Source organism: Pseudomonas sp. GW821-FHT09E04, from assembly GCF_059416185.1.
In genome coordinates, this window is the sequence record NZ_JBWKOR010000004.1 from 348,350 (window position 1) to 372,104 (window position 23,755).

24 protein-coding genes and 1 other RNA gene are annotated in these 23,755 nt (G+C 61.8%); 9 read left to right on the forward strand and 16 right to left on the reverse strand.

Annotated elements, in window-relative coordinates; genetic code table 11:
• Positions 1–33 precede the first annotated feature (33 nt).
• Positions 34–2,907, reverse strand: coding sequence for an aminomethyl-transferring glycine dehydrogenase (gene gcvP, locus AC07N4_RS16635; protein ID WP_493065658.1), 2,874 nt, complete (start codon positions 2,905–2,907; stop codon positions 34–36).
• Positions 2,908–3,064: 157 nt separating this feature from the next.
• Between gcvP and AC07N4_RS16640 the strand changes: the two genes are divergently transcribed.
• Positions 3,065–4,207: a DegT/DnrJ/EryC1/StrS family aminotransferase gene (locus AC07N4_RS16640; protein WP_493065657.1), complete on the forward strand. Its 1,143-nt coding sequence runs from the start codon at positions 3,065–3,067 to the stop codon at positions 4,205–4,207.
• 70 nt (positions 4,208–4,277) lie between these two features.
• On the opposite strand, the gene gcvH is transcribed toward AC07N4_RS16640, so the two are convergent.
• The 9 genes from gcvH to AC07N4_RS16685 all read right to left on the reverse strand — a co-directional run bounded on the left by gcvH (position 4,278) and on the right by AC07N4_RS16685 (position 13,584).
• A complete protein-coding gene (gene gcvH, locus AC07N4_RS16645; protein WP_192559250.1) occupies positions 4,278–4,661 on the reverse strand; it encodes a glycine cleavage system protein GcvH in 384 nt (127 codons plus the stop codon).
• Positions 4,662–4,709: 48 nt separating this feature from the next.
• Complete coding sequence (gene gcvT / locus AC07N4_RS16650; RefSeq protein WP_493065656.1) at positions 4,710–5,792, reverse strand: glycine cleavage system aminomethyltransferase GcvT; 1,083 nt, start codon at positions 5,790–5,792, stop codon at positions 4,710–4,712.
• Between the two features lie 156 nt (positions 5,793–5,948).
• Positions 5,949–7,565, reverse strand: a complete 1,617-nt coding sequence (locus AC07N4_RS16655) for an ABC transporter permease (protein ID WP_493065655.1) — start codon at positions 7,563–7,565, stop codon at positions 5,949–5,951.
• A gap of 95 nt (positions 7,566–7,660) precedes the next feature.
• Positions 7,661–8,665 (reverse strand): extracellular solute-binding protein, encoded by a 1,005-nt coding sequence (locus AC07N4_RS16660; protein WP_096817428.1) that lies wholly within the window; start codon positions 8,663–8,665, stop codon positions 7,661–7,663.
• Between the two features lie 107 nt (positions 8,666–8,772).
• Complete coding sequence (locus AC07N4_RS16665; RefSeq protein WP_176504800.1) at positions 8,773–9,990, reverse strand: 2-octaprenyl-3-methyl-6-methoxy-1,4-benzoquinol hydroxylase; 1,218 nt, start codon at positions 9,988–9,990, stop codon at positions 8,773–8,775.
• A 9-nt stretch (positions 9,991–9,999) separates the two neighbouring features.
• Positions 10,000–10,485 carry a DUF4442 domain-containing protein gene (locus tag AC07N4_RS16670; protein WP_102619639.1) on the reverse strand — a complete coding sequence of 162 codons (486 nt, stop codon included), beginning with the start codon at positions 10,483–10,485 and terminating at the stop codon, positions 10,000–10,002.
• On the reverse strand, positions 10,478–11,665 hold the full coding sequence (ubiH, locus tag AC07N4_RS16675) for a 2-octaprenyl-6-methoxyphenyl hydroxylase (protein WP_007951808.1): 1,188 nt from the start codon (positions 11,663–11,665) through the stop codon (positions 10,478–10,480). The genes AC07N4_RS16670 and ubiH overlap by 8 nt, the downstream gene beginning before the upstream one ends.
• Complete coding sequence (pepP, locus tag AC07N4_RS16680; protein ID WP_102619638.1) at positions 11,662–12,996, reverse strand: Xaa-Pro aminopeptidase; 1,335 nt, start codon at positions 12,994–12,996, stop codon at positions 11,662–11,664. Before pepP ends, ubiH begins: the two co-directional genes overlap by 4 nt.
• 27 nt (positions 12,997–13,023) lie before the next feature.
• Positions 13,024–13,584 carry a YecA/YgfB family protein gene (locus AC07N4_RS16685; protein ID WP_102619637.1) on the reverse strand — a complete coding sequence of 187 codons (561 nt, stop codon included), beginning with the start codon at positions 13,582–13,584 and terminating at the stop codon, positions 13,024–13,026.
• A gap of 125 nt (positions 13,585–13,709) precedes the next feature.
• Here AC07N4_RS16685 and AC07N4_RS16690 point away from each other — a divergent pair, with 125 nt between their 5' ends.
• The 4 genes from AC07N4_RS16690 to AC07N4_RS16705 all read left to right on the forward strand — a co-directional run bounded on the left by AC07N4_RS16690 (position 13,710) and on the right by AC07N4_RS16705 (position 15,129).
• Entirely contained in the window at positions 13,710–13,919 is a 210-nt protein-coding gene (locus AC07N4_RS16690; RefSeq protein WP_096817418.1) for a TIGR02449 family protein, read from the forward strand.
• Entirely contained in the window at positions 13,916–14,233 is a 318-nt protein-coding gene (locus AC07N4_RS16695) for a cell division protein ZapA (RefSeq protein ID WP_096817416.1), read from the forward strand. The genes AC07N4_RS16690 and AC07N4_RS16695 overlap by 4 nt, the downstream gene beginning before the upstream one ends.
• Before the next feature lie 30 nt (positions 14,234–14,263).
• A non-coding RNA gene (ssrS, locus tag AC07N4_RS16700) (6S RNA) lies at positions 14,264–14,442 on the forward strand.
• Positions 14,443–14,523: 81 nt separating this feature from the next.
• A complete protein-coding gene (locus AC07N4_RS16705) occupies positions 14,524–15,129 on the forward strand; it encodes a 5-formyltetrahydrofolate cyclo-ligase (protein ID WP_273540133.1) in 606 nt (201 codons plus the stop codon).
• Between the two features lie 37 nt (positions 15,130–15,166).
• On the opposite strand, the gene AC07N4_RS16710 is transcribed toward AC07N4_RS16705, so the two are convergent.
• Entirely contained in the window at positions 15,167–15,322 is a 156-nt protein-coding gene (locus AC07N4_RS16710; RefSeq protein WP_007911192.1) for a hypothetical protein, read from the reverse strand.
• 197 nt (positions 15,323–15,519) lie between these two features.
• Here AC07N4_RS16710 and AC07N4_RS16715 point away from each other — a divergent pair, with 197 nt between their 5' ends.
• Positions 15,520–15,969 carry an EVE domain-containing protein gene (locus tag AC07N4_RS16715; protein WP_096817412.1) on the forward strand — a complete coding sequence of 150 codons (450 nt, stop codon included), beginning with the start codon at positions 15,520–15,522 and terminating at the stop codon, positions 15,967–15,969.
• Positions 15,970–16,015: 46 nt separating this feature from the next.
• Here AC07N4_RS16715 and AC07N4_RS16720 read toward each other — a convergent pair whose 3' ends face one another.
• Positions 16,016–16,423, reverse strand: a complete 408-nt coding sequence (locus AC07N4_RS16720; protein WP_065259922.1) for a flagellar basal body-associated protein FliL — start codon at positions 16,421–16,423, stop codon at positions 16,016–16,018.
• Between the two features lie 150 nt (positions 16,424–16,573).
• Between AC07N4_RS16720 and AC07N4_RS16725 the strand changes: the two genes are divergently transcribed.
• Positions 16,574–17,551: an NADPH:quinone oxidoreductase family protein gene (locus tag AC07N4_RS16725; RefSeq protein WP_096817411.1), complete on the forward strand. Its 978-nt coding sequence runs from the start codon at positions 16,574–16,576 to the stop codon at positions 17,549–17,551.
• A 15-nt stretch (positions 17,552–17,566) separates the two neighbouring features.
• Here the strand turns inward: AC07N4_RS16725 and AC07N4_RS16730 are convergent, their stop codons facing one another.
• Positions 17,567–18,199 (reverse strand): flagellar basal body-associated protein FliL, encoded by a 633-nt coding sequence (locus AC07N4_RS16730; protein ID WP_493065654.1) that lies wholly within the window; start codon positions 18,197–18,199, stop codon positions 17,567–17,569.
• A 225-nt stretch (positions 18,200–18,424) separates the two neighbouring features.
• Here AC07N4_RS16730 and glpT point away from each other — a divergent pair, with 225 nt between their 5' ends.
• Entirely contained in the window at positions 18,425–19,774 is a 1,350-nt protein-coding gene (glpT, locus tag AC07N4_RS16735; protein WP_096817403.1) for a glycerol-3-phosphate transporter, read from the forward strand.
• Here glpT and AC07N4_RS16740 read toward each other — a convergent pair.
• Positions 19,750–20,418: a gamma-glutamylcyclotransferase gene (locus AC07N4_RS16740; RefSeq protein ID WP_085708964.1), complete on the reverse strand. Its 669-nt coding sequence runs from the start codon at positions 20,416–20,418 to the stop codon at positions 19,750–19,752. The two genes, glpT and AC07N4_RS16740, sit on opposite strands and share 25 nt — an antisense overlap.
• Before the next feature lie 355 nt (positions 20,419–20,773).
• Here AC07N4_RS16740 and AC07N4_RS16745 point away from each other — a divergent pair, with 355 nt between their 5' ends.
• Entirely contained in the window at positions 20,774–21,250 is a 477-nt protein-coding gene (locus AC07N4_RS16745) for a sn-glycerol-3-phosphate transporter (protein ID WP_096817400.1), read from the forward strand.
• 31 nt (positions 21,251–21,281) lie between these two features.
• Here the strand turns inward: AC07N4_RS16745 and AC07N4_RS16750 are convergent, their stop codons facing one another.
• On the reverse strand, positions 21,282–22,250 hold the full coding sequence (locus AC07N4_RS16750; protein WP_096817398.1) for a CDP-6-deoxy-delta-3,4-glucoseen reductase: 969 nt from the start codon (positions 22,248–22,250) through the stop codon (positions 21,282–21,284).
• Positions 22,250–23,716 (reverse strand): 4-hydroxy-3-polyprenylbenzoate decarboxylase, encoded by a 1,467-nt coding sequence (gene ubiD / locus AC07N4_RS16755; protein ID WP_007951823.1) that lies wholly within the window; start codon positions 23,714–23,716, stop codon positions 22,250–22,252. The genes AC07N4_RS16750 and ubiD overlap by 1 nt, the downstream gene beginning before the upstream one ends.
• Positions 23,717–23,755: the final 39 nt, after the last annotated feature.

Sequence of the window (23,755 nt, forward strand, 5' to 3'; positions counted from 1 at the left end):
CGCTCACATGAGCGGCATTTTTTTGCCCGCCAATCAGCGGTAATCATCCACCGGCACACACGCGCAGAACAGGTTGCGGTCGCCATAGACGTTGTCCACCCGGTTCACCGCCGGCCAGTACTTGTGCGCCTTGGTGTGCGCATCCGGGGTAATGCCCTGCTCGATGCTGTAAGGCCGCTCCCAGACGCCGGTGACATCGGCCAGCGTATGCGGCGCACGCTTGAGCGGATTGTCCTCGGCCGGCCAGTTGCCGTTTTGCACTTCGGTGATTTCCGCGCGGATGCTCAACATGGCGCCGATGAAGCGGTCCAGTTCGGCCTTGGACTCACTCTCGGTCGGCTCGACCATCAAGGTGCCCGGCACCGGGAACGACATGGTCGGCGCATGGAAGCCGTAATCCATCAGGCGTTTGGCGATGTCTTCCTCACTGATGCCGGTCTGCGCTTTAAGCGGCCGCAGATCCAGAATGCATTCATGGGCCACCCGATCATTGCGCCCGGTGTAGAGCACGGGAAAGGCGCCGGACAGATGCTGCGCCAGGTAATTCGCCGCGAGGATCGCCACTTCGCTGGCGTCCGCCAGTTGCGGCCCCATCATGGCGATGTACATCCAGCTGATCGGCAAAATGCTCGCACTGCCCCAGGGTGCTGCGCTCACCGCGCCGTTCTGCGGTTGCGGCCCATCGATCGGCACCACCGGGTGGTTGGCGACGAACGGCGCCAGATGCGCACGAATACCGATCGGCCCCATGCCCGGCCCGCCTCCGCCGTGGGGAATGCAGAAGGTCTTGTGCAGGTTCATGTGTGAAACGTCGGCGCCGATGTCCGCCGGCCGCGCGAGCCCGACCTGGGCATTGAGGTTGGCACCGTCCATGTACACCTGACCGCCGTGCTTGTGGATAACTTCGCAGATTTCGCTGATGCCCTCCTCGTACACGCCGTGGGTCGACGGATACGTCGCCATCAGGCACGACAACTTGTCTCCCGCCTCGGATGCCTTGGATTTCAGGTCATCCAGATCAACGTTGCCCGCTTCGTCGCACTCGACGATCACCACCCTCATCCCGGCCATCTGCGCCGAGGCCGGGTTGGTGCCGTGGGCCGAGGACGGAATCAGGCAGATGTCGCGCCCGCCCTGGTGGCGACTTTCGTGGTATTTGCGGATCGCCAGCAACCCGGCGTATTCACCCTGGGCACCGGAGTTGGGCTGCATGCAGATCGCGTCGAACCCGGTGATCGCGCACAACCAGCGCTCCAGCTCTTCGATCATCAGTGTGTAACCGATGGCCTGCTCTCGAGGCACAAACGGGTGAAGGTTGGCGAACTGCGGCCAGGTGATCGGGATCATTTCACTGGTGGCGTTGAGTTTCATGGTGCAGGAGCCGAGCGGAATCATCGACTGGTTGAGCGCCAGATCCTTGTTCTCCAGCTGCTTGAGGTAGCGCAGCATCTCGGTTTCGCTGTGATGGGCGTTGAATACCGGGTGGCGCAGGTACGGCGAGTTGCGTTGCAGGTTGTCAGGAATCCCGGATACCAACGCTTCGGCATCGAGTTCCTCGACGTTCAGCCCATGATCGACACCCAACAGCACATCGAACAGTTTGCCGACCGTGCTCTCGTCACAGGTTTCATCGAGGCTCAGGCCCAAATGGCCGCGACCGAGAATCCGCAGGTTGATCTGCGCGGCCTGAGCGCTTTCGATGATCGCGGTCTGCGCGCCGCCGACGTCCAGGGTCAGCGTGTCGAAAAAGTGCTGGTTGATGCGCTTGATGCCATGCCGCTCAAGGCCGGCAGCGAGGATGCAGGTCAGCCGGTGCACGCGCTGGGCGACCCGCTTGAGCCCTTGCGGCCCGTGATAGACCGCGTAAAAACTGGCGATGTTGGCCAGCAACACTTGGGCGGTGCAGATGTTCGAATTGGCCTTCTCCCGGCGAATATGCTGCTCCCGGGTTTGCAGGGCCATGCGCAGCGCCACGTTGCCACGAGCGTCCTTCGACACGCCGATGATCCGCCCGGGGATCGCCCGTTTGTACTCCTCGCGACTGGCGAAAAACGCCGCGTGCGGCCCGCCGTAACCCATCGGCACACCGAAGCGCTGTGAAGAGCCGAACACCACATCGGCGCCCAGTTCACCCGGCGGTGTCAGCAACAACAGACTCAGCAGGTCAGCCGCTACACAGGCCAGCGCCTGTTGCGCATGCAGGTGGTCGATCAACGGACGCAGGTCGCGGACCTCGCCGTGGGTGTCGGGGTATTGCAGCAGCGCGCCGAACACCTGGTGCTGCTTCAAGTTATCCACCGTGTCGACGATCAGCTCGAAGCCGAAGCCTTCGGCGCGGGTCTGCATCACGGAAATGGTTTGCGGATGACAGTTTTCGTCGACGAAAAACAGATTGCTCTTCGACTTCGCCACGCGTTTGGCCAGCGCCATGGCCTCGGCGGCCGCAGTCGCCTCATCGAGCAACGAGGCGTTGGCCAGTTCCAGACCGGTGAGATCGATGGTCAGTTGTTGGAAGTTGAGCAACGCTTCGAGCCGGCCCTGGGCAATCTCCGGTTGATAGGGCGTATAGGCGGTGTACCAGCCGGGATTTTCCAGCACGTTGCGCAGAATGACCGTCGGCGTGAGGGTGCCGTGGTACCCCATGCCGATCAGGCTGGTCCAGACCTGGTTCTGTTCGGCGTACCCGCGCAGTTTCGCCAGCGCAGCCTGCTCGTCCAGCGCGGGCGGCAGGTCCAGTTCGCGGTTGAGGCGGATGGCAGGCGGGACGGTCTGTTCGATGAGTTCGATCCGGCTGCCGAGGCCCAGGCTGTCGAGCATCGCCTGCTGCTCGGCGGCATCGGGGCCGAGGTGACGGCGCAGGAAGGCATGGGGGTCGCGTAACTGGCTCAGGGATGGCAACTGGGACATGACGGGCTCTCTCTTGGCTGGCGGCTCGGCGTCAATGCAACACGGTCAAACCAGCATAGCAGTCGATACCGTCGCGGACGGCTTGGCGGCGGGTGGCCTGACGGGGCATGCTGTGGCACCTGTAACACGCGCCCAACCCTCGGATGATCGAATCCTCATGAGCCAACTGCCGTTTCTGCCGTTTTCCAAACCTGTCATCGATGAAGCCACCATTGCCGCCGTCGGCGATGTCCTGCGTTCCGGCTGGATCACCAGCGGGCCGAAGGTCCAGGCCTTCGAGGCGCAACTGTCGGAATATTTCGGCGGGCGCCCGGTACGCACGTTCAACTCCGGCACCTGCACCATGGAAATCGCCCTGCGCATCGCCGGCATCGGCCCGGGGGACGAAGTGATCACCACGCCGATTTCCTGGGTGGCCACGGCCAACGTGATTCTTGAAGTGGGGGCCACACCGGTGTTCGCCGACATCGACCCGGTCACCCGCAACATCGACCTGGATCGACTGGAAGCGGCCATCACCCCGCGCACCAAGGCGATCATCCCGGTCTATCTCGCCGGGTTGCCGGTGGACATGGAGCGCCTGTACGCCATCGCCAAAAAACACAACCTGCGCATCGTCGAAGACGCCGCGCAGGCACTCGGTTCGAGCTGGAACGGCCAGCGCATCGGTGCCACCGGTGATTTCGTGTCGTTCAGCTTCCAGGCCAACAAGAACGTGACCTGCTCCGAAGGCGGATGCCTGGTGCTGAATACGCCGGAAGAAGTGCGTCTGGCGGAGAAATATCGCCTGCAAGGCGTCACCCGCACCGGGTTCGACGGTCTGGATGTCGATGTGCTGGGTGGCAAGTTCAACATGACCGATGTGGCGGCCGTCATCGGCCTCGGGCAGTTCGCCCACATCGAAACGCTGACCGCCCATCGTCAGGAACTGGCTCGCCACTACTTCAAATGCTTTGGCGACGACTTCGAAGCCACGTATGGCGCGCAACTGCCGCCAGCCGACTTCACCAACAGCAACTGGCACCTGTTCCAGCTGGTGTTGCCGGAGCGCAAGGACGGCTTGCCGGCGCGGGCCACGTTCATGGAGCAGATGCAGGCGCTGGGCGTCGGCATCGGCTATCACTACCCGCCGATCCACCTGCTGAGCCTGTACCGCGAGCGCGGTTTCAAGGAGGGGATGTTGCCGGTGGCCGAGCGCGTCGGGCGGCTGATTGTGTCGTTGCCGATGTTCACCACCATGACCAAGGCAGATGTCGAGCGCTCGGTGGCGGCGGTCAAAGCGGTACTGGGCAACGCCTGAGCCGCGCAATAGAAAGCTGCGGCCACAAAAAAGCCCCGACGGATCGGGGCTTTGCGGTGTTGCGTGAAGCTTATTCGCCGATGGCGGCTTTGTAGCCGGCAGCGTCGAGTAGCTTTTCCAGGTCCGCAGCGTTATCTGGCTTGAGTTTGAAGATCCACGCGCCGTAAGGGTCGGAGTTCAGCAGTTCCGGCGAGGCGCTCAGTTCTTCGTTGACAGCGATCACTTCACCGGCAATCGGCGAATAAATGTCGGAAGCGGCTTTCACCGACTCCACCACACCGGCCTGATCTTCAGCTGCAAACTTGTTACCCACTTCCGTCAGCTCGACGAACACCACATCACCCAGCGCTTCCTGCGCGTGATCGCTGATGCCCACGGTGACGGTGCCATCGGCTTCCAGGCGCGCCCATTCATGACTTTCGGCAAAACGCAGTTCGGCTGGGATGTTGCTCATGCTCGGTGTCCTCAAGAAATTGTCAGCGGTCGTGCCCGCCGGAAAAGGTTAGATCAAGGTTTTGCCGTGACGGACGAAGGTCGGTTTGACCACTCGTACCGGATACCACTTGCCACGGATTTCCACTTCGGCGCGGTCGGCAGTCGCCATCGGTACACGCGCCAGGGCAATCGACTTGCTAAGCGTAGGAGAGAAACTACCACTGGTGATCTCTCCTTCGCCAACATCAGCGATACGAACCACCTGATGCGCACGCAAAACCCCGCGTTCCTCGAGCACCAGACCCACCAGTTTGTGCTGCACGCCGGCGGTTTTTTCCGCTTCCAGCGCATCGCGACCGATGAACCGACGCGTGGCCGGTTCCCAGGCGATGCTCCAGGCCATGTTCGAAGCCAGTGGCGAAACGTCTTGATGGATGTCTTGGCCGTAGAGGTTCATCCCGGCTTCCACCCGCAAGGTGTCGCGGGCACCGAGGCCGATGGGAGAAATGCCGGCGCCCACCAGATCGTTGAAAAATCCGGGGGCCTGATCGGCCGGCAGGGCGATTTCCAGACCGTCCTCACCGGTGTAGCCGGTCCGCGCAATGAACCAGTCGCCGTCGACGTGGCCTTCGAAAGGCTTGAGCATCTGGATCAGATTGGCGCGGGACTGGGTCACCAGCTCGGCAATCTTGTGCCGGGCATGGGGGCCTTGAATGGCGAGCATCGCCAGATCCGTACGCTCGTGCAGTTGCATGTCGTAGCCGGTGAGATGAGCCTGCATCCACGCCAGGTCCTGATCGCGGGTCGAGGCGTTGACCACCAGTCGGTAACCGTCCTCGAGACGGTAGACGATCATGTCGTCGACGATACCGCCGCGCTCGTTGAGCATGGTGCTGTACAACGCACGGCCGGGGCTGTGCAGGCGTTCGACGTCATTGGCCAACAAATGCTGGAGCCAGGCCTTGGCCTGGTGGCCGGCGACATCGATCACGGTCATGTGGGATACATCGAACACCCCGCAATCGCGACGCACCTCGTGGTGCTCCTCGACCTGCGAGCCGTAATGCAGTGGCATGTCCCAACCGCCAAAATCGACCATCTTCGCGCCGAGGGCGAGATGCAGGTCATACAGAGGCGTACGCTGTCCCATGGGTTTCTCCTTCCGGGCGTGGCGAAGGTGCGGAGCGCTGCTGCACGGTTTGAAAGCCCTGTAGAAGAAGGCTTCCAGCCGATTTCAGCGACAGGGTCTGTCAGACGGACCGCACCGAATGCCGCGCATTGTAGCCGCATGATTCAGGACTGACGACTAAGTGTTTCTGTGGGCCGAGCGCCGGATCAGGCCGATGACCGGCAACAGGCCGACCAGAACCAGGGTCAGCGCCGGCAACGACGCCCTCGCCCATTCGCCTTCGCTGGTCATTTCGAAGATCCGCACGGCCAGCGTGTCCCAGCCAAACGGGCGCATCAGCAGGGTCGCGGGCATTTCCTTGAGTACATCGACGAACACCAGCAGCGCGGCGCTGAGCGTGCCGGGCAGCAGCAACGGCAGATACACTTTGAAAAACAGTCGCGGCCCACTGACACCCAGGCTACGTGCCGCTTCAGGCAAAGAGGGCCGTATACGCGCCAGACTGCTTTCCAGCGGCCCGTAGGCCACCGCCACGAACCGCACCAGATAAGCCATCAACAACGCCGCCAGACTGCCCAGCAGCAACGGTTTTCCTGCACCGCCGAGCGAGCCGGAGAGTGGAATCACCAGCTCACGATCCAGATAACTGAATGCCAGCATGATCGACACCGCCAGCACCGAGCCCGGCAAGGCGTAGCCGAGATTGGCCAGACTGACGCCGGAACGGATCGCCTGGGTCGGTGCCAGACGTCGGGCGAACGCCAGCAACATCGCCACGCTGACCGTGATCAACGCCGCCATGCCACCCAGATACAGGGTGTGCAGAATCAGCCCGGCGTAACGCTCATCCAGATCGAAACGCCCGCGCTGCCAGAACCACACCAGCAGTTGCAGCACCGGGATGACAAACGCACAGGCGAACACCAGACCGCACCATCCGGTCGCCGCCCAGGCCTTGGGCCCGCGCAGGTGATACAACGCCTTGACCCGTGGCCGCTCGTTGCTTGCCCGGTTCGCGCCACGGGCGCGCCGCTCGCCGTACAACACCAGCATCACCACCAGCAACAACAGGCTGGCCAGTTGCGCAGCGCTCGACAGGCTGAAGAAGCCATACCAGGTCTTGTATATCGCGGTGGTGAAGGTGTCGAAGTTGAACACCGAGACCGCGCCGAAATCCGCCAGGGTTTCCATCAGTGCCAGCGCCACGCCAGCGCCGATGGCCGGCCGCGCCATCGGCAACGCTACACGCCAGAATGCTTGCCACGGCGACTGGCCGAGCACTCGCGCGGCTTCCATCAATCCCTTGCCCTGCGCTAGGAACGCGGTGCGCGCCAGCAAGTAAACATAGGGATAGAACACCAGCACCAACACCAGAATCACCCCGCCGGTGGAGCGCACTCGCGGCAGACGCAGGCCGGTTCCGAACCATTCGCGTAACAGGCTTTGCACGGGACCTGCGAAGTCCAGCAGGCCGACGAACACGAACGCCAGCACATAGGCCGGGATCGCAAAGGGCAGCATCAACGCCCAGTCGAGCCAGCGCCGACCGGGGAATTCGCAGAGGCTGGTGAGCCACGCAAGGCTTACGCCCAGCAGGGTCACACCGATGCCGACACCGAGCACCAGCGTCAGGGTGTTGCCCAGCAGGCGTGGCATCTGGGTTTCCCACAGGTGCGACCAGATCTGTTGATCGATGGTTTGCCATGACAGCAGGAGCACGCTGAGGGGGAGCAGCACCAACGCGGCGATGGCGAAGACGATGGGGTACCAGCGGCGTTGGGCGGGGTGGGCCAAGGAAAGACTCTCGTTAAATGAATGTGCCCACGCTCTGCGTGGGCACACATCCTGTGACGCTGCGCGTCACGCTTGCGGCGATTCGACTCGCAACGTCAGTTCCAACCCGCCCGATCCATCATCCGGATCGCTTCAGCCTGACGCTTGCCCGCCACCTCAACCGGCAACGTATCGGCCACAAACTGCCCCCACGCCGCCACTTCTTCCGAAGGTTTCACCGCCGGATTCGCCGGGAACTCCTGGTTCACGTCGGCAAAGATCTTCTGCGCCTCAGGCGTGGTCATCCACTCGACCAGTGCCTTGGCCGCTTCCGGGTGCGGCGCATGTTTGGTCAGACCGATGCCCGACAGGTTGACGTGCACACCGCGATCCGCCTGGTTCGGCCAGAACAGTTTCACCGGCAGATCCGGTTTCTGCTTGTGCAGGCGACCGTAGTAGTAGGTGTTGACGATGCCGACGTCGCACTGGCCGGCGTTGATCGCTTCGAGCACCGCAACGTCGTCGGAGAACACGTCGGTGGACAGGTTGTTGACCCAGCCCTTGAGGATCTTCTCGGTTTTCTCGGCGCCATGGACTTCGATCATGGTGGCGGTCAGCGACTGGTTGTAGACCTTCTTCGCCGTGCGCAGGCACAGGCGGCCTTCCCAGTTCTTGTCGGCCAGCGCTTCGTAGGTGGTCAGCTCGCCCGGTTTTACCCGCGCGGTGGAATAGGCGATGGTCCGCGCACGCAGGCTCAGACCTGTCCAGGCGTGGGTGGACGAGCGGTATTGCAGGGGAATGTTGGCGTCGATGGTTTTCGAGGTGAACGGCTGGAGAATGCCCATCTGCTCGGCCTGCCAGAGGTTGCCGGCATCGACGGTCAGCAGCAGGTCGGCGGTGGCGTTCTCGCCTTCGGCCTTGATCCGCTGCATCAGCGGCGCTTCCTTGTCGGTGATGAACTTGATCTTCACCCCGGTCTTGGCGGTGTAGGCATCGAACACCGGCTTGATCAGTTCATCGATACGCGACGAGTAGACCACCACCTCATCGGCGGCCTGGGCGGCGGTGCTGCCAATCAGGGTCAGGGCCAGTGCGGTCAGAAGACGCTGGGGTGCCAACATGGGAGTGATCTCTCGGTCGGGAAAAGTGGCCCAAATGATAAGGACTCACATTTACCAGCTCAATCGAACACTTTCCCAAGGAGTTACCAGATGTTGCACGACATTCGTCAGGCCTTGGCGAGGGCCGGCAAGTCCCCGGTCAGCCCCAACGCTTCACGCACAAACAGCGCCTTGGCCTCGGGCATCTGCTCGACGATTTTCAGCCCGGTGTTGCGCAACCAGCGCAGCGGCAGCGGATCGGCCTGGAACAACCGCTCGAAACCTTCCATCGCGGCCATCAGCGCCAGGTTATGCGGCATGCGCCGGCGCTCGTAGCGGCTCAGCACTTTCACGTCCGCCAGGCGTTCGCCGCGCTCGTTCGCTTGCAGCAGCACTTCGGCCAGTACAGCGGCGTCGAGGAAACCGAGGTTCACACCCTGCCCCGCCAGCGGGTGGATGGTGTGCGCGGCATCGCCGATCAACGCCAGGCCTTCGGCCACGTAGCGCTTGGCGTGACGCTGGCGCAGCGGCACGCACAGACGCGGGTCGGCGCTGATGACGTCGCCGAGGCAACCTTCGAAGGCGCGCTCCAGCTCACGGCAGAAATCCGCTTCATCCAGCGCCATCAACCGTTCGGCTTCGCTCGGCGTGGTCGACCAGACGATCGAGCACCAGTCCTGCTGACCATCACGCTCCAGCGGCAGAAACGCCAGCGGTCCGTGATCGGTAAAACGCTGCCACGCCGTCATGCGGTGCGGTTTGCTGCTGCGTACGCTAGTGACGATGGCGTGGTGCAGATAATCCCACTCGCGAGTGGCGACACCGGTCAGACGGCGCACGGCGGAGTTAGCGCCGTCCGCCGCGATCACCAGCGGCGCGCGCAGGGTGCGGCCATCGGCCAGGGTCAGCAGCCAGTCGTCACCGGAGCGGCGCATCTGCTCCAGCCGCGCATTGGGCAGCAAGCCCAGATCGCAATCATGCAGACGATCGAGCAAGGCATCCTGCACCACGCGGTTTTCGACAATGTGGCCGAGCACATCGGCGTGCACGCTGCTGGCCGAGAAGTGAATCTGCCCGGTTCCGCTGCCATCCCAAACGTGCATGTCGGTGTAGGGACTGCTGCGTCGGTTGACGATGCCGTCCCACACGCCGAGGCGATCGAGGATCCGCTGGCTGGCTGCCGACAACGCACTGACTCGCGGCTCGAACGGCGCATCGCCATTGAAGGGTTTGACGCTCAGCGGGCTGCCGTCAAGCAGCAGGACTTCCAGCCCGCTGTTCTGCAACGCCAGCGCCAGGGCGCTGCCGACCATTCCGGCTCCGACAATCAGCAGATCTGCGCGCATTTCCATGCTTTAAGCCTGTCTCGCTTGCGGCTTGAGCCGCACGTAAAGGGTTTTACCGACCCGCGCCACCAGGTTGCCGGCGCCGTCATGAATGTCGACCTGCAACTGCGGCAGGTATTTCTCGCCACTGGCGGTCTGCCGACGGATCTCGTCGAGCAGGGTGTCGTCGATGTTGAACCGGGCGAACACCGGGCCTTTGCCCGGCGCAATGAAGTCAATGTCGGCAGCCTTGTCCCAGACGATGTACCGCGAGCCGAGGTTTTCCATGAGCATCAACATGAAGAACGGGTCAACCATCGAATACAGACTGCCGCCGAACTGGGTGCCGACGTAATTGCGGTTGTACCAGCCCAGGCCCATCGAGACCTGGATGTCGCGAAAGTCATCGCTGATGTGCTTCACCCGGACGCCGGCGCCGAAGTACGGCGGGTAGAACGTCATGATCCAGCGCATCAGCTGCGCCTTGCCAAACTGTTTGATCAGCCACTCACGCATCCGGCCGCGTCCCCAGCCCCATGGCCTGACGGGCAAACCAGCGCTTGGCCGGCGGCAGCAGATCGAGGCCGAGCAGGCCGATGTTGCGGCCCAGCGACACCAGTGGCTGGGTGCTGCCGAACAGGCGCGTGACCTGATCGGAGAAACCGACGGTGAGGTCCTGATCGAGGCGCTGGCGCTCGCGATAGGCCTGCAGCGTGGCGAAATCCCCCAGCGGTTTGTCGCTGGCCAGCAGTGCGGCGGCCAACGCATCGGCATCGCGCAGGGACAGGTTGAAACCCTGCCCGGCAATCGGGTGCAGGCTGTGGGCGGCGTTGCCGAGGACGGCCAGATGCGAGCGCACCTGCTCTTCGGCCTCCACCAGCGACAGCGGATACAGATGTCGCGCGCCAACTTGTTTCAACGTACCGAGACGGTAGCCGAACACACCTTGCAGCTCGCTGAGGAAATCACGTTCGCTCAGGTCGGCCAGCCGTTGCGCGTCCATGCCCAGACGGGTCCAGACCAGCGCGCAGCGGTTCTCCGGCAGCGGCAGCAGCGCCATCGGGCCTTCATCGGTGAAGCGCTCGAAGGCCATGCCGTTGTGCGCTTCACTCGGGGTGATGTTGGCGATCAGCGCGCTCTGGTTGTACGGGCGTTTGCGCACGTTGATGCCCAGTTGCTCGCGCAGACCGGAACGACCGCCATCGGCGAGCACCGCCAGATCGCACTCGACCGTGGTTTCATCGTTGAGGGTCAGGCGATAGCCGTCTGGCAGCGGTTCCATGCGAGTGACTTCCGCCGGGCAGCGCCAACTGATCACTTCTTTATCGAGGTGCTGCCACAGGCACTGTCCGAGCCAGGCGTTTTCAACGACATAACCGAGCGCCGGTACGCCCTCTTCCATCGCCGACAGTCGGGCGGTGGAGAAACGACCACGGTCGGACACGTGAATCTGCTTGATCGGCTCGGCGCGGCGGGAGATTTCCTGCCACACGCCCAGCCGTTGATAGATCTGCCGCGAGCCGAAGGACAGCGCCGACGAACGGGCGTCGTAACTTGGCTGCCAGGTGTCGCCGGGGGCGAACGGTTCGATCAGCACGATCTTCCAGCCACGGGCCTTGGCCCCGGCCTGCAAGGCCAGCGCCAGACTGGCGCCAACCAGACCACCACCGATGATTGCCAGATTGACCCGACTCATGCCGCGCAAGTCCGTGCTTGCGCCATCAGGGCTTCGATCTCGGCGACGGTTTTCGGCACGCCGTGGGTCAGGATTTCACAACCGCTCTTGGTCACTACCACGTCGTCCTCGATGCGCACGCCAATGCCGCGCCATTTCTTCGCTACGTTCTGATTGTCCGGGGCGATGTAGATGCCCGGCTCCACGGTCAGCGCCATGCCGACTTCCAGCACCCGCCATTCGCCGCCGACCTTGTACTCGCCGACGTCATGCACATCCATCCCGAGCCAGTGGCCGGCGCGGTGCATGTAAAACGCCTTGTAGGCCTCGGACGCGATCAACTCGTCAACTTCGCCCTGCAACAACCCCAGCTTCACCAGCCCGGTGGTGATGACCCGAACCGTGGCTTCGTGCGCCTGGTTCCAGTGCTTGTTCGGGGCGATTTCGGCGAACGCCGCTTCCTGCGAGGCCAATACCAATTCGTAGATCGCTTTCTGCTCGGCGGAAAACTTGCCGTTGACCGGCCAGGTGCGGGTGATGTCGCTGGCATAACAGTCGATTTCGCAACCAGCGTCGATCAGCACCAGGTCACCATCCTTGAGCAACGCGTCATTCTGCTGGTAATGCAGGATGCAGCTGTTGCGCCCGGCGGCGACGATCGAACCATAGGCCGGCATCTTCGCCCCGCCCTTGCGGAACTCGTAATCGAGTTCGGCTTCGAGGCTGTACTCGTACAGCCCGGCGCGGCTGGCCTGCATCGCCCGGATGTGGGCCTGGGCGGAAATCCGCGCCGCTTCGCGCATCACCTTCACTTCTGCCGCCGATTTATACAGGCGCATGTCGTGCAGCAGGTGATCCAGGGCAACGAATTCGTTCGGCGGCTGGGCGCCGAGGTGCGCCTTGGAGCGGATCACGTTGATCCAGTCCATCACATGACGGTCGAATTCCGGGTTGCTGCCCATGGCCGAATACACCCGATCGCGGCCTTCGATCAGGCCCGGCAGGATGTCGTCGATGTCAGTGATGGGGAAGGCATCGTCGGCGCCAAAATCGCGAATCGCGCCTTCCTGGCCGGCGCGCAGGCCATCCCAGAGTTCCCGTTCGGCATTGCGTTCACGGCAGAACAGCACGTATTCGCCATGTTCGCGACCAGGCATCAAGACGATGACCGCCTGTGGCTCGGGGAAACCGCTCAGGTACTGGAAGTCGCTGTCCTGGCGGTAGACGTGCTCGACGTCACGGTTGCGAATGGCAACCGCAGCGGCGGGCAGGATGGCGATGCTGTTGGGTTCCATCTGCGCCATCAGCGCCTTGCGGCGACGGCTGTATTCCGCTTTCGGGATATGGATCATGGGCAGATGGCTTTCCCTGGCACGCGATCAGTGCAGCGACGGCTTGGCGGCTGGCGGCACGTCGGCTTTCTTGGTTTCGGAGAACAGCAGCAGCGGCGCTACGCGCAGGTACTCCATGACTTCCATGTAGTCGCTTTCGCCGTCTTCGGACTCTTCCAGGGCGTCTTGCACCTGGGAGATTGCCGCCAGATCCTGCAACACTTCGGTGGCCTCTGTGCTCAGCATGCTGCTGTCGCGGCAGTTCAGGCCGAAACCGGTGAGGAAGCCCTGGCACCATTCACCCAGCGCGGCAGCGCGCTCGGCCAGTGGCGCGTCATCGTTCGGCAGCAGCAGAACCACGGTGACGTCGTCGCCGGTGAGTTCGCTCTTGACCATTTCCTGCAGGCCGATCAGCGCGGCACGAACGTTGTCCTGCGGCTCGCCTTCGAGCAGCTCGGCGGCATCGATCAGCCATTCTTCGGCATTGAAGCCGGCGCCGGCGCAACTGCGGCCCAGCAACAGGCCGTGCAGTTCGGCAGGCGAAACGGAGTGACCGCTGGAATTCAGCAGGGTGGCAAAGCCTTGGTACGGGGAATTCTGAATGGGCATGGGCAGCTAGGCGCCAGACGGCGCTATGTCTAGAATGAAGGCCTTGTATCCTACATCGACAGACTCGCCAAGACCATTAAAGGCTGTCCGCCAGCCAAACCCATCAGACCGAATCAGTGGACACAATGGAAGACACCGACCTGCAAGCGCTGATGGCCAGACTCGAACTGCTGATTACTCGGGTCGAGCAACTAAAGAGTCAAAACGCACTCTTACAAGCTCAGGAAAAGACCTGGCGCGAGGAACGCGCGCACCTCATTGAAAAAAACGAAATCGCCCGGCGTAAGGTCGAATCGATGATTTCGCGCCTCAAGGCCCTGGAGCAAGACTCATGAGTTCAAGCAATAGCGTTACCGTGCAGATCCTCGACAAAGAATATTCGATCATCTGTCCGCAGGAAGAACGCAGCAATCTGGTCAGTGCCGCGCGTTACCTGGACGGCAAGATGCGCGAGATCCGCAGCAGCGGCAAAGTCATCGGCGCCGACCGCATCGCCGTGATGGCCGCGCTGAACATCACCCACGATCTCTTGCACAAAGAAGAGCGTCCGGACATCCAGGCCAGCGGCTCGACCCGTGAACAGGTGCGAGACTTGCTCGATCGTGTCGATCTGGCGCTGGCCGACGATCCGGACATCAGCAAGGGCTGATTCGCCAGGCGGCTTGAGGTATACTCGCCGCACTCCCTGGGGTGCTTGCCAGTTGACGATGTCCCTGAGCCGATTTGCACTACCCTGGGGGTTGCACGTTGGGCTGGTGTGCATGTCCGCCAGACGGAAAGCCTTAAAGCCTACTGCATCCTCCACCTTGAACTCTCGGGTTCAAGGGCTAAGTCGACAGCGGCTCATCCGGGGAGCCTGATTCGAATCCGATGCCGGTGCATGCCGGCATCGGATTTTTTATGCGTACGTTTTCGTCCTCATCCTGCCGAAGCCGAACCATGACCGAACCCGCGCTGCTGCCCCGCCCCCAACTGCGCCGCCTGCTGCGCAAGGCCCGCCGCTCCCTGACGCCGAGCCAGCAACGCCAGGCCGCCGAAGGCCTGTACAAGCAGCTCGCGCAGGACCCGCAATTTCGCCGGGCCAGACACATTTCCCTGTACCTGCCCACCGACGGTGAAATCGACCCGCGCCTGCTGCTGCGCGCCGCCCAGCGTCGAGGCAAGAAAACCTATCTGCCGGTGCTGAGCGCCTGGCCGCGAACCAAAATGGTCTTTCAGCAGATTCGGCCCGGCGAAAAGCTGCGGCCCAACCGTTTCCGTATTCTTGAGCCCCGGGTCAATGTCGCCCGTCAGCGCAAGATCTGGGCACTGGATCTGGTGTTGTTGCCACTGGTGGGGTTTGACGATGTCGGCGGACGCCTGGGAATGGGCGGCGGATTCTACGACCGCAGCCTGGCGTATCTGGCCCGACGCCAGAACTGGCGCAAGCCGACGCTGTTGGGCCTGGCCCATGAATGTCAGAAAGTCGGACGACTGGCGCAGGCCAGCTGGGATGTACCGTTGCAGGGAACGGTGACCGACAAGGCGTGGTATTTCGCAGGGTAGGCGCCGCGAGGGATTCAGCGGCGCCGGGAAGACGGTGTCAGCGTTTGAACGCTGTCGACTGCTGTACTTGTTGCGCCACTTCAATCGGAGCATCGGCCTTGTTGGCCCATAGACTTTGCGCATAACCGGTGGTCACGACGCCAAGACCGAACAAAATCACCAAAGTCCACAGCAAATCCGGTTTGCGTTTCATCGATTGCCCCCCTCAAGGCACATCATCACGATGACAGCAGCGGTTTCCATTCGTAGGCCGTGCAGCAGCGTCAAGCTTTAAAGGCCGGCATTTTGCGACAACGTGAACCTCTGCGCAAATGCTGGCGTCAACCGACTGTCGGTTTGTCATAAAATTGCCCGACAACCTGCCCAATGACCGTTTCAGGAGCACACACCATGGCCTATTGGCTGATGAAATCCGAGCCCGACGAACTTTCGATCAAGGGTCTGGAAAAACTCGGCAAAGCGCGCTGGGACGGGGTGCGCAACTATCAGGCGCGCAATTTCCTGCGGGCCATGGCGGTGGGGGATGAGTTCTTTTTCTATCACTCCAGCTGCCCGGAGCCGGGCATTGCCGGAATCGGCAAGATTATCGAGGCGGCCTACCCCGACCCGACGGCACTCGAGCCCGAGAGCCACTACTACGATCCGAAAGCCACGCCGGAGAAAAACGCCTGGAGTGCGATCGATGTCGCCCATGTCGAGACGTTTGCCCGGGTATTGAAGCTGGATTACCTGAAACAGCAGACCGCCCTGGCCGAAATGCCACTGGTGCAGAAGGGTTCGCGGCTGTCGGTGATGCCGGTGACGGCCGAGCAGTGGGCGGCGGTCATCGCGTTGCGCTAATGCGCCTGTGCAGGAGCCGGCAAACCGGCTCATGCACATTCCAGTCTTACTGAATGATCAGGTTGTTGAACAACAGATCCTCGACCACCGGCTTGCCGGTCTCGTCATTCATCACTTGCTGGGTCTGCTTCAAGGCTTCCTGACGCAGTTTTTCCTTGCCTTCGATGCTGCCCATCGCATCGGTGGTCTGCTGGGTGAACAGCGCCACCAGCTGATTGCGGATCAGCGGCTCGTTGGCCTTGACCAGTTTGGTCGCCTCGTCACCGGTCACCCGCAACGCCACGTCGGCCTTGTAGACCTTGAGCTTCGGCGTGCCGTCCAGCCCGTAGTTGCCCACGAACGGCGGGCTCAAGGTGATGTAGTTGACCTTCGGCGCCTCGCCTTCTTTGGCTTCTTCGGCCAGCGCTGCCACAGGCAGAGACAGGGCCAGCAACAACATGATCCACGCTTTCACAATTCGCTCCTTATCCGGTTTGCGGCCTAGCATAACGACCCGCCGCGCAAGCACAAGCTTATGGCGGACTATCAGGGCCGGGCATGCTCGTTGACCCGTTGACTGCCACACCTACACTTATCGGCCATCACTCCCAAAGGAATAGCCCTGATGAAAGCCGTGCTGTGCAAAGCCTTCGGCCCTGCCGAATCGCTGGTGCTGGAAGACGTCGCCAGTCCTGTCGCCAAGAAGAATGAAATCCTGCTGGACGTGCACGCTGCCGGGGTCAACTTCCCGGACACGCTGATCATCGAGGGCAAGTACCAGTTCAAGCCGCCCTTCCCGTTTTCCCCGGGCGGTGAAGCCTCCGGCGTGGTCAGCTCGGTAGGTGAGAAAGTCAGTCATTTGAAGGTCGGTGACCGGGTCATGGCCCTGACCGGCTGGGGCAGCTTCGCCGAGCAGGTCGCCGTGCCGGGCTATAACGTGTTGCCGATTCCGCCGTCGATGGACTTCAACACCGCCGCCGCGTTCAGCATGACCTACGGCACTTCGATGCACGCGCTCAAGCAACGCGGCAACCTGCAACCGGGTGAAACACTGCTGGTACTCGGCGCTTCCGGCGGCGTTGGCCTGGCCGCCGTGGAGATCGGCAAAGCCATGGGCGCCCGGGTGATCGCCGCTGCCAGCAGCGCCGAGAAGCTTGCCGTGGCCAAGGCTGCCGGCGCCGATGAACTGATCAACTACAGCGAAACCAGCCTCAAGGACGAGATCAAGCGCCTGACCGACGGCCAGGGCGCCGACGTGATCTACGACCCGGTCGGCGGCGACCTGTTCGACCAGGCCATCCGCGCCATCGCCTGGAATGGCCGCCTGCTGGTGGTCGGCTTCGCCAGCGGACGCATCCCCGAACTGCCGGTCAACCTGGCGTTACTCAAGGGCGCGGCCGTGCTCGGCGTGTTCTGGGGCTCCTTCGCCCAGCGCCAGCCACAGGACAACGCGGCGAACTTCCAGCAACTGTTCGGCTGGTTTGCCGAGGGCAAGTTGAAACCGCTGGTGTCGCAGGTGTATCCGCTGAGCGAGGCGGCACAGGCGATCAATGATCTTGGGCAGCGCAAGGCTGTGGGCAAGGTTGTGGTGCAGGTGCGCTGAAGCACCTCAGAGCCATCATCTGTTGCCGGGAGGATCCTCAGCATCGCCCGGCAACAGATGCTCCTGAACCTTCCGGCTGCGGGCCTTGATGAGGTGGCCCTCTTCATCGAAGCGCAGAACGATCAGCCAGTCGTAGACTTCGTCCGGCCATTTTTTCTGGCCCATCAGGGCCGTGCTGTCACCGCCGAATGCTTGAATCAGGTGGTTGATATGGCCGTGATGCCAGGCGATCAGGATCGTCGGCGCCTGATTGCTCTTGCGCAGCAGCTTGACCAGTTCGTGGGCATCGCCATTGATGTATGGCTGCTCGACAGACAGGCCCAGGCGCTCGGCCAGCGGGGTCAACGTCAGGCGTGAGCGGGAACTCACCGGGCTGTCGCCGGCGGCAATCAGTCGTTCCGGGGTCAGTGTCTGGCCATCCAGCTTCAACGGATTGAAATAGTCCACATAGGCCTGAGCCCGTTGTTCGCCCCGGGCATTGAGTACCGTCCCTTCAGTCGGCTTTTCCGCATGGCGAATGATCAGCACCGTGGCATTGCGCAAACCGGACTGGGCAGGGTGATCGGCGTAAATCAATGTCAGCACCGCAACGACAATGACCGTCGCTGCCAATAATCGGCGCATCAGCATGCGAACCTTCAAAGCCATCATTCATCTCTGTTGATCAGTCGGTCGACGGATCGCGAGTCTAAGCCACCCCATGTTCACAAGTGGTGAAAACGCCCTGTTCTTACAGCAGAGCGACAGGTTCGTAAAAGAACGTGCGACTTCCAACATTTTCCGCTGTTTTGCCGATGCGAACCGGTGCTATTTTCGGTAACGAAACTGTAACATTCGCATCCGCAGTCAAAACAAGAAATTTGGAGCTCTTGAATGTTTGCTTTCTTTCGACCTGCCGCACATCAGGCTCCATTGCCTGAAGAAAAAATAGACAGTACTTACCGACGCCTGCGTTGGCAGATCTTCGCCGGTATCTTCTTTGGCTACGCGGGTTACTACCTGCTGCGCAAAAACTTCTCCCTGGCCATGCCGTACCTGATCGACGAGGGTTATACCCGTGGCGAGCTGGGTCTGGCGATGTCGGCCATCGCAATCGCCTACGGTCTTTCCAAGTTCCTGATGGGCCTGGTCTCCGACCGCTCCAACCCGCGCTACTTCCTGCCATTCGGCCTGCTGGTTTCGGCGGGGGTGATGTTCATTTTCGGTTTCGCGCCATGGGCAACGTCCAGCGTGACCATGATGTTCATCCTGCTGTTCATCAACGGCTGGGCCCAGGGCATGGGCTGGCCGCCGAGCGGACGGACCATGGTGCACTGGTGGTCGCAGAAGGAACGCGGTGGCGTGGTGTCCGTGTGGAACGTGGCGCACAACGTCGGTGGCGGTCTGATCGGCCCGCTGTTCCTGATCGGCATGGGCCTGTTCAACGACTGGCATTCGGCATTCTACGTGCCGGCGGCGGTAGCCCTGGCGGTGGCGGCGTTTGCCTTCATCACCATGCGTGACACCCCGCAATCGGTCGGCCTGCCGCCGATCGAGAAGTACAAGAACGATTACCCGGAAGGCTACGACGCCAGCCACGAAGACGAATTCAGCGCCAAGGAAATCTTCGTCAAATACGTGCTGCGCAACAAAATGCTCTGGTACATCGCCCTGGCCAACGTCTTCGTCTACCTGTTGCGCTACGGCGTACTGGACTGGGCGCCGACCTACCTCAAGGAAGCCAAGCACTTCGACGTCGACAAGACTTCGTGGGCGTACTTCTTCTATGAGTGGGCGGGTATTCCGGGCACGCTGCTGTGCGGCTGGATGTCGGACAAGATCTTCCGTGGCAACCGTGGCCTGACCGGCATGGTGTTCATGGCCCTGGTGACCGTGGCGACCCTGGTTTACTGGCTGAACCCGGCCGGTAACCCGACCGTCGACATGATCGCGCTGTTCTCGATCGGCTTCCTGATCTACGGCCCGGTGATGCTGATCGGTCTGCAGGCGCTGGAGCTGGCGCCGAAGAAAGCCGCCGGTACTGCGGCGGGCTTCACCGGCCTGTTCGGTTATCTGGGTGGTTCGGTCGCGGCCAGTGCAGCGATGGGCTACACCGTGGACCACTTCGGTTGGGATGGCGGTTTCGTGCTGTTGGTGGGCGCATGCCTGCTGTCGATGGCCTTCCTGGCCCCGACCCTGTGGCACAAGCAAGTCGCCAGTCAGAGCCGCGAAGCAGTCGCCTGATCGGCTTTTGACTTACAGCGCTTGAGCCGCGCCTCCAGATTCCGGTCTGGCATGGCGTGGCTGCGCAGGGCGTGAGCGGTCTGCTCGACATAATCGCGAGTCGTGCCGTAACGCCCGCAAGCGCTTTCGAACACCTGGCTCAGCACATGATCCGGCAGATTGCCGGCATAGCTGGGCAGGTGTCGTTCCAAGACAAATCCCAACGCCTGTACCTGGCTGCCATCTTCAAGACGGCAGTTGAGCCAGTGTGGCCGATAGGACGGGAACGGCATCTCGCGTTTCCACAGCGCATACAGCGCACTGTCGAGGTTGTCTTCCGGCAACCGATAGGCGAAGCCGCTGCACGAGCCGCCGCGATCCAGACCGAACACCAGCCCCGGCATTTCCGGTGTGCCGCGATGTTCGTGGGACCACAGGTACAAACCGCGATGGTAGCCATGCACCCGCCCGCGCACCCGCTCCACCGCCGAACATTCCGGCCGCCATATCAACGAACCATACGCGAACAACCACACCGGCCCACCCTTGTGGCGTGCCATGGTCGATTGCATGGAAGCGAGAAGTTGTTCGTGAGTCAGCTGCGGCCCCAGGTCGAGCCGCGGAGGGTAAGCCAGATTCAGAAAAGCAGATTCAATGGCTGTCATGACGGAAGTATTCGGCCCCGCAAGTATTACAAGATGTAAGCACAATTCGCTTGATAGAACATATAGCAGTAACTGTAAAACGAAAAGTGCTAAAGGATGTATGACACCTTTGATAGCGCTAATTCGGGGTTATCCGCGAGGGCTATCTTGTTTGATATAGCCTAATACCATTGCGCAGATATCTTAAATACCCGAATGAAATATCGATAAGCCTTCGCTTCGTTCAGGTTTCGTTCATGAAGCCCCGGGATTTTTCCTACTAAAATTTCGGACTTTCCATATTTACCGTCGCTGAACGCCTACGTACAACGGCTTTCCTCTGGCGCAAGCCAACCCGTTCAACCGAGGCTGCACGATGAACACACCAAGGCTTTTGGCCGCACTTTTATTGATTCAGACCGGCCAGGCACTGGCCGCCGATGATTCGCAAGAGGACAAGGGTTTCTGGTATGCACAGACCAGTGTCTATACCAAACATTACTCACCCGACCCCGAACACAATAATCATCAGGACTTGATCGGCATTGAACGCAATCAGGCTTCCGGCTGGGTATTTGGCGGGGCAACTTTCCGCAACTCGTTCCGCCAGCGCTCCAATTACGCCTATGCCGGCAAACGCTTCGACAGTGCCGATTATCCGGTGTACGTGAAACTCACCGGCGGATTACTGCAGGGTTATCGGGGTGACTACAAGGACAAGATCCCGCTCAATCACTTCGGCGTTGCACCGGTGATCATCCCGTCCGTCGGTACCCATTACGGCCCGCTGGCCGCCGAACTGGTCTTTCTCGGCGCCAACGCGGCCATGGTGACGACGGGCGTGCGGTTCTAGGAAGGCTCAGCCGAGGGCTCAGTCGCGCGGCTCAAGAGCGCGGCGCATACGCAAACACATCGGCGCGCATCTGGTGGGCATCCATCCCGGCTTCCACCAGCGCGTCCAGAGTGCCGTAGACCATCGCCGGCGAACCACTGGCATAGACGTGCAAGGGTTTCAGATCCGGAAAGTCCTCGCACACCGCCTCATGCAACATCCCGCAGCGCCCTTCCCAGCCGCACTGGTCGCTGACGACTTTGTGCAGGAACAGGTTGGGCAGCTTCAGCCATTCGTCCCAATGCTCGATTTCATAGAAATCTTCCGGACGACGCACGCCCCAGTACAAATGCACCGGATGTTTGAAGCCGTTGGCCCGGCAATGTTCGATCAGACTGTGAATCTGACCCATGCCAGTGCCGGCGGCGATCAGCACCAGCGGCCCGTCGGGCAATTCCGCGAGGTGGGTGTCGCCGAACGGCAGCTCGACCCGCACCATCGAATTGCGCTGCAGTTGCTCGATCAGGTTCAGGGCACTGGCTTCACGCGCCAGTACGTGGATTTCCAGGTCTCGCCCGCCGTGGGGCGCCGAGGCCATGGAAAAGGCTGACTTCTCGCCGCTCTCGCGCTCGATCATCAGGTACTGGCCCGCGTGATAACGCGGCGGCTTGCCGGCCGGCGCCCGCAGGCGCACGCGCCAGGTATCGCCACCGACGTCCCGGCATTCGATGACCTGACACGACAGGCTGCGCACCGGCAGTTCTCCCAGCGCGAGCACGCCATCCCACAGCAGGATGCAGTCTTCCAGCGGCTCCGCTATGCAAGTGTAGAACTCGCCGTGGTCATGCACCTTACCGGCCTGTTCGACCCGGCCTTCCACCAGCAGCGCTGCGCACACGTGACAATTGCCGTTGCGGCAGCTTTGCGGGCATTCGTAGCCCAGGCGCCGCGCACCATCGAGAATCCGCTCTCCGGGCCGTATCTCGAGCACCGCTCCGGAGGGCTGCAGGGTTACACGCATCAATCTATTCCTAACTGATTCCAGATGGCATCGATCCGTTGGGTGACGGCATCATCCTTGACGATGACGCGGCCCCACTCGCGAGTGGTTTCGCCCGGCCACTTGTGAGTGGCGTCCAGGCCCATCTTCGAGCCAAGACCCGACACCGGCGAGGCGAAGTCGAGGTAGTCGATCGGCGTGTTGTCGATCATCACCGTGTCGCGCTTGGGGTCCATGCGCGTGGTGATGGCCCAGATCACGTCGTTCCAGTCCCGCGCGTTGATATCGTCGTCGGTGACGATAACGAACTTGGTGTACATGAACTGTCGCAAAAACGACCAGACACCCAGCATCACGCGCTTGGCATGCCCCGGATACGACTTCTTCATCGTCACCACGGCCATGCGGTACGAACAGCCTTCCGGCGGCAGGTAGAAGTCGGTGATCTCCGGGAACTGCTTCTGCAGGATCGGCACAAACACTTCGTTCAACGCCACGCCGAGAATCGCCGGTTCATCCGGTGGACGGCCGGTGTAGGTGCTGTGGTAGATCGGTTTGATCCGGTGGGTGATGCGCTCGACGGTGAACACCGGGAAGCTGTCGACTTCGTTGTAGTAACCAGTGTGGTCGCCGTACGGGCCTTCGTCGGCCATCTCGCCCGGATGGATTACGCCTTCAAGGATGATTTCGGCCGTGGCCGGCACTTGCAGGTCGTTGCCACGGCACTTCACCAATTCTGTGCGGCTATCGCGCAACAGGCCGGCGAAGGCGTATTCGGAGAGGCTGTCCGGCACCGGGGTGACGGCGCCGAGAATGGTTGCAGGATCCGCGCCGAGGGCCACGGACACCGGGAATGGCTGGCCCGGATGTTTCTCGCACCACTCACGAAAATCCAGCGCGCCGCCACGGTGGCTGAGCCAGCGCATGATGACCTTGTTGCGGCCGATCACTTGCTGACGGTAGATGCCGAGGTTCTGCCGATCCTTGTTAGGACCTTTGGTGACGGTCAGGCCCCAGGTGATCAGCGGCGCCACGTCGCCCGGCCAGCAGGTCTGCACCGGCAGCATCGCCAAGTCGACGTCATCACCTTCGATGACCACTTCCTGGCACGGGGCGTCTTTGACGACTTTCGGCGCCATCGCGATGATCTTGCGGAAGATCGGCAGCTTCGACCACGCGTCCTTCAAGCCCTTCGGCGGCTCCGGCTCCTTGAGGAACGCCAGCAGCTTGCCGATTTCGCGCAGCTCGCTGACCGACTCGGCGCCCATGCCCATGGCGACCCGCTCGGGCGTGCCGAACAGGTTGCCGAGCACCGGAATGTCATAGCCGGTCGGTTTCTCGAACAGCAGCGCCGGGCCCTTGGCCCGCAGTGTGCGGTCGCACACTTCGGTCATCTCCAGCACCGGCGAGACGGGAATCTGGATGCGTTTCAACTCTCCGCGCTGCTCAAGCTGCTGCACGAAATCCCGAAGATCCTTGAATTTCATTGACGATGGCACCCTCAAAATAGGCGTACATCCTACCTG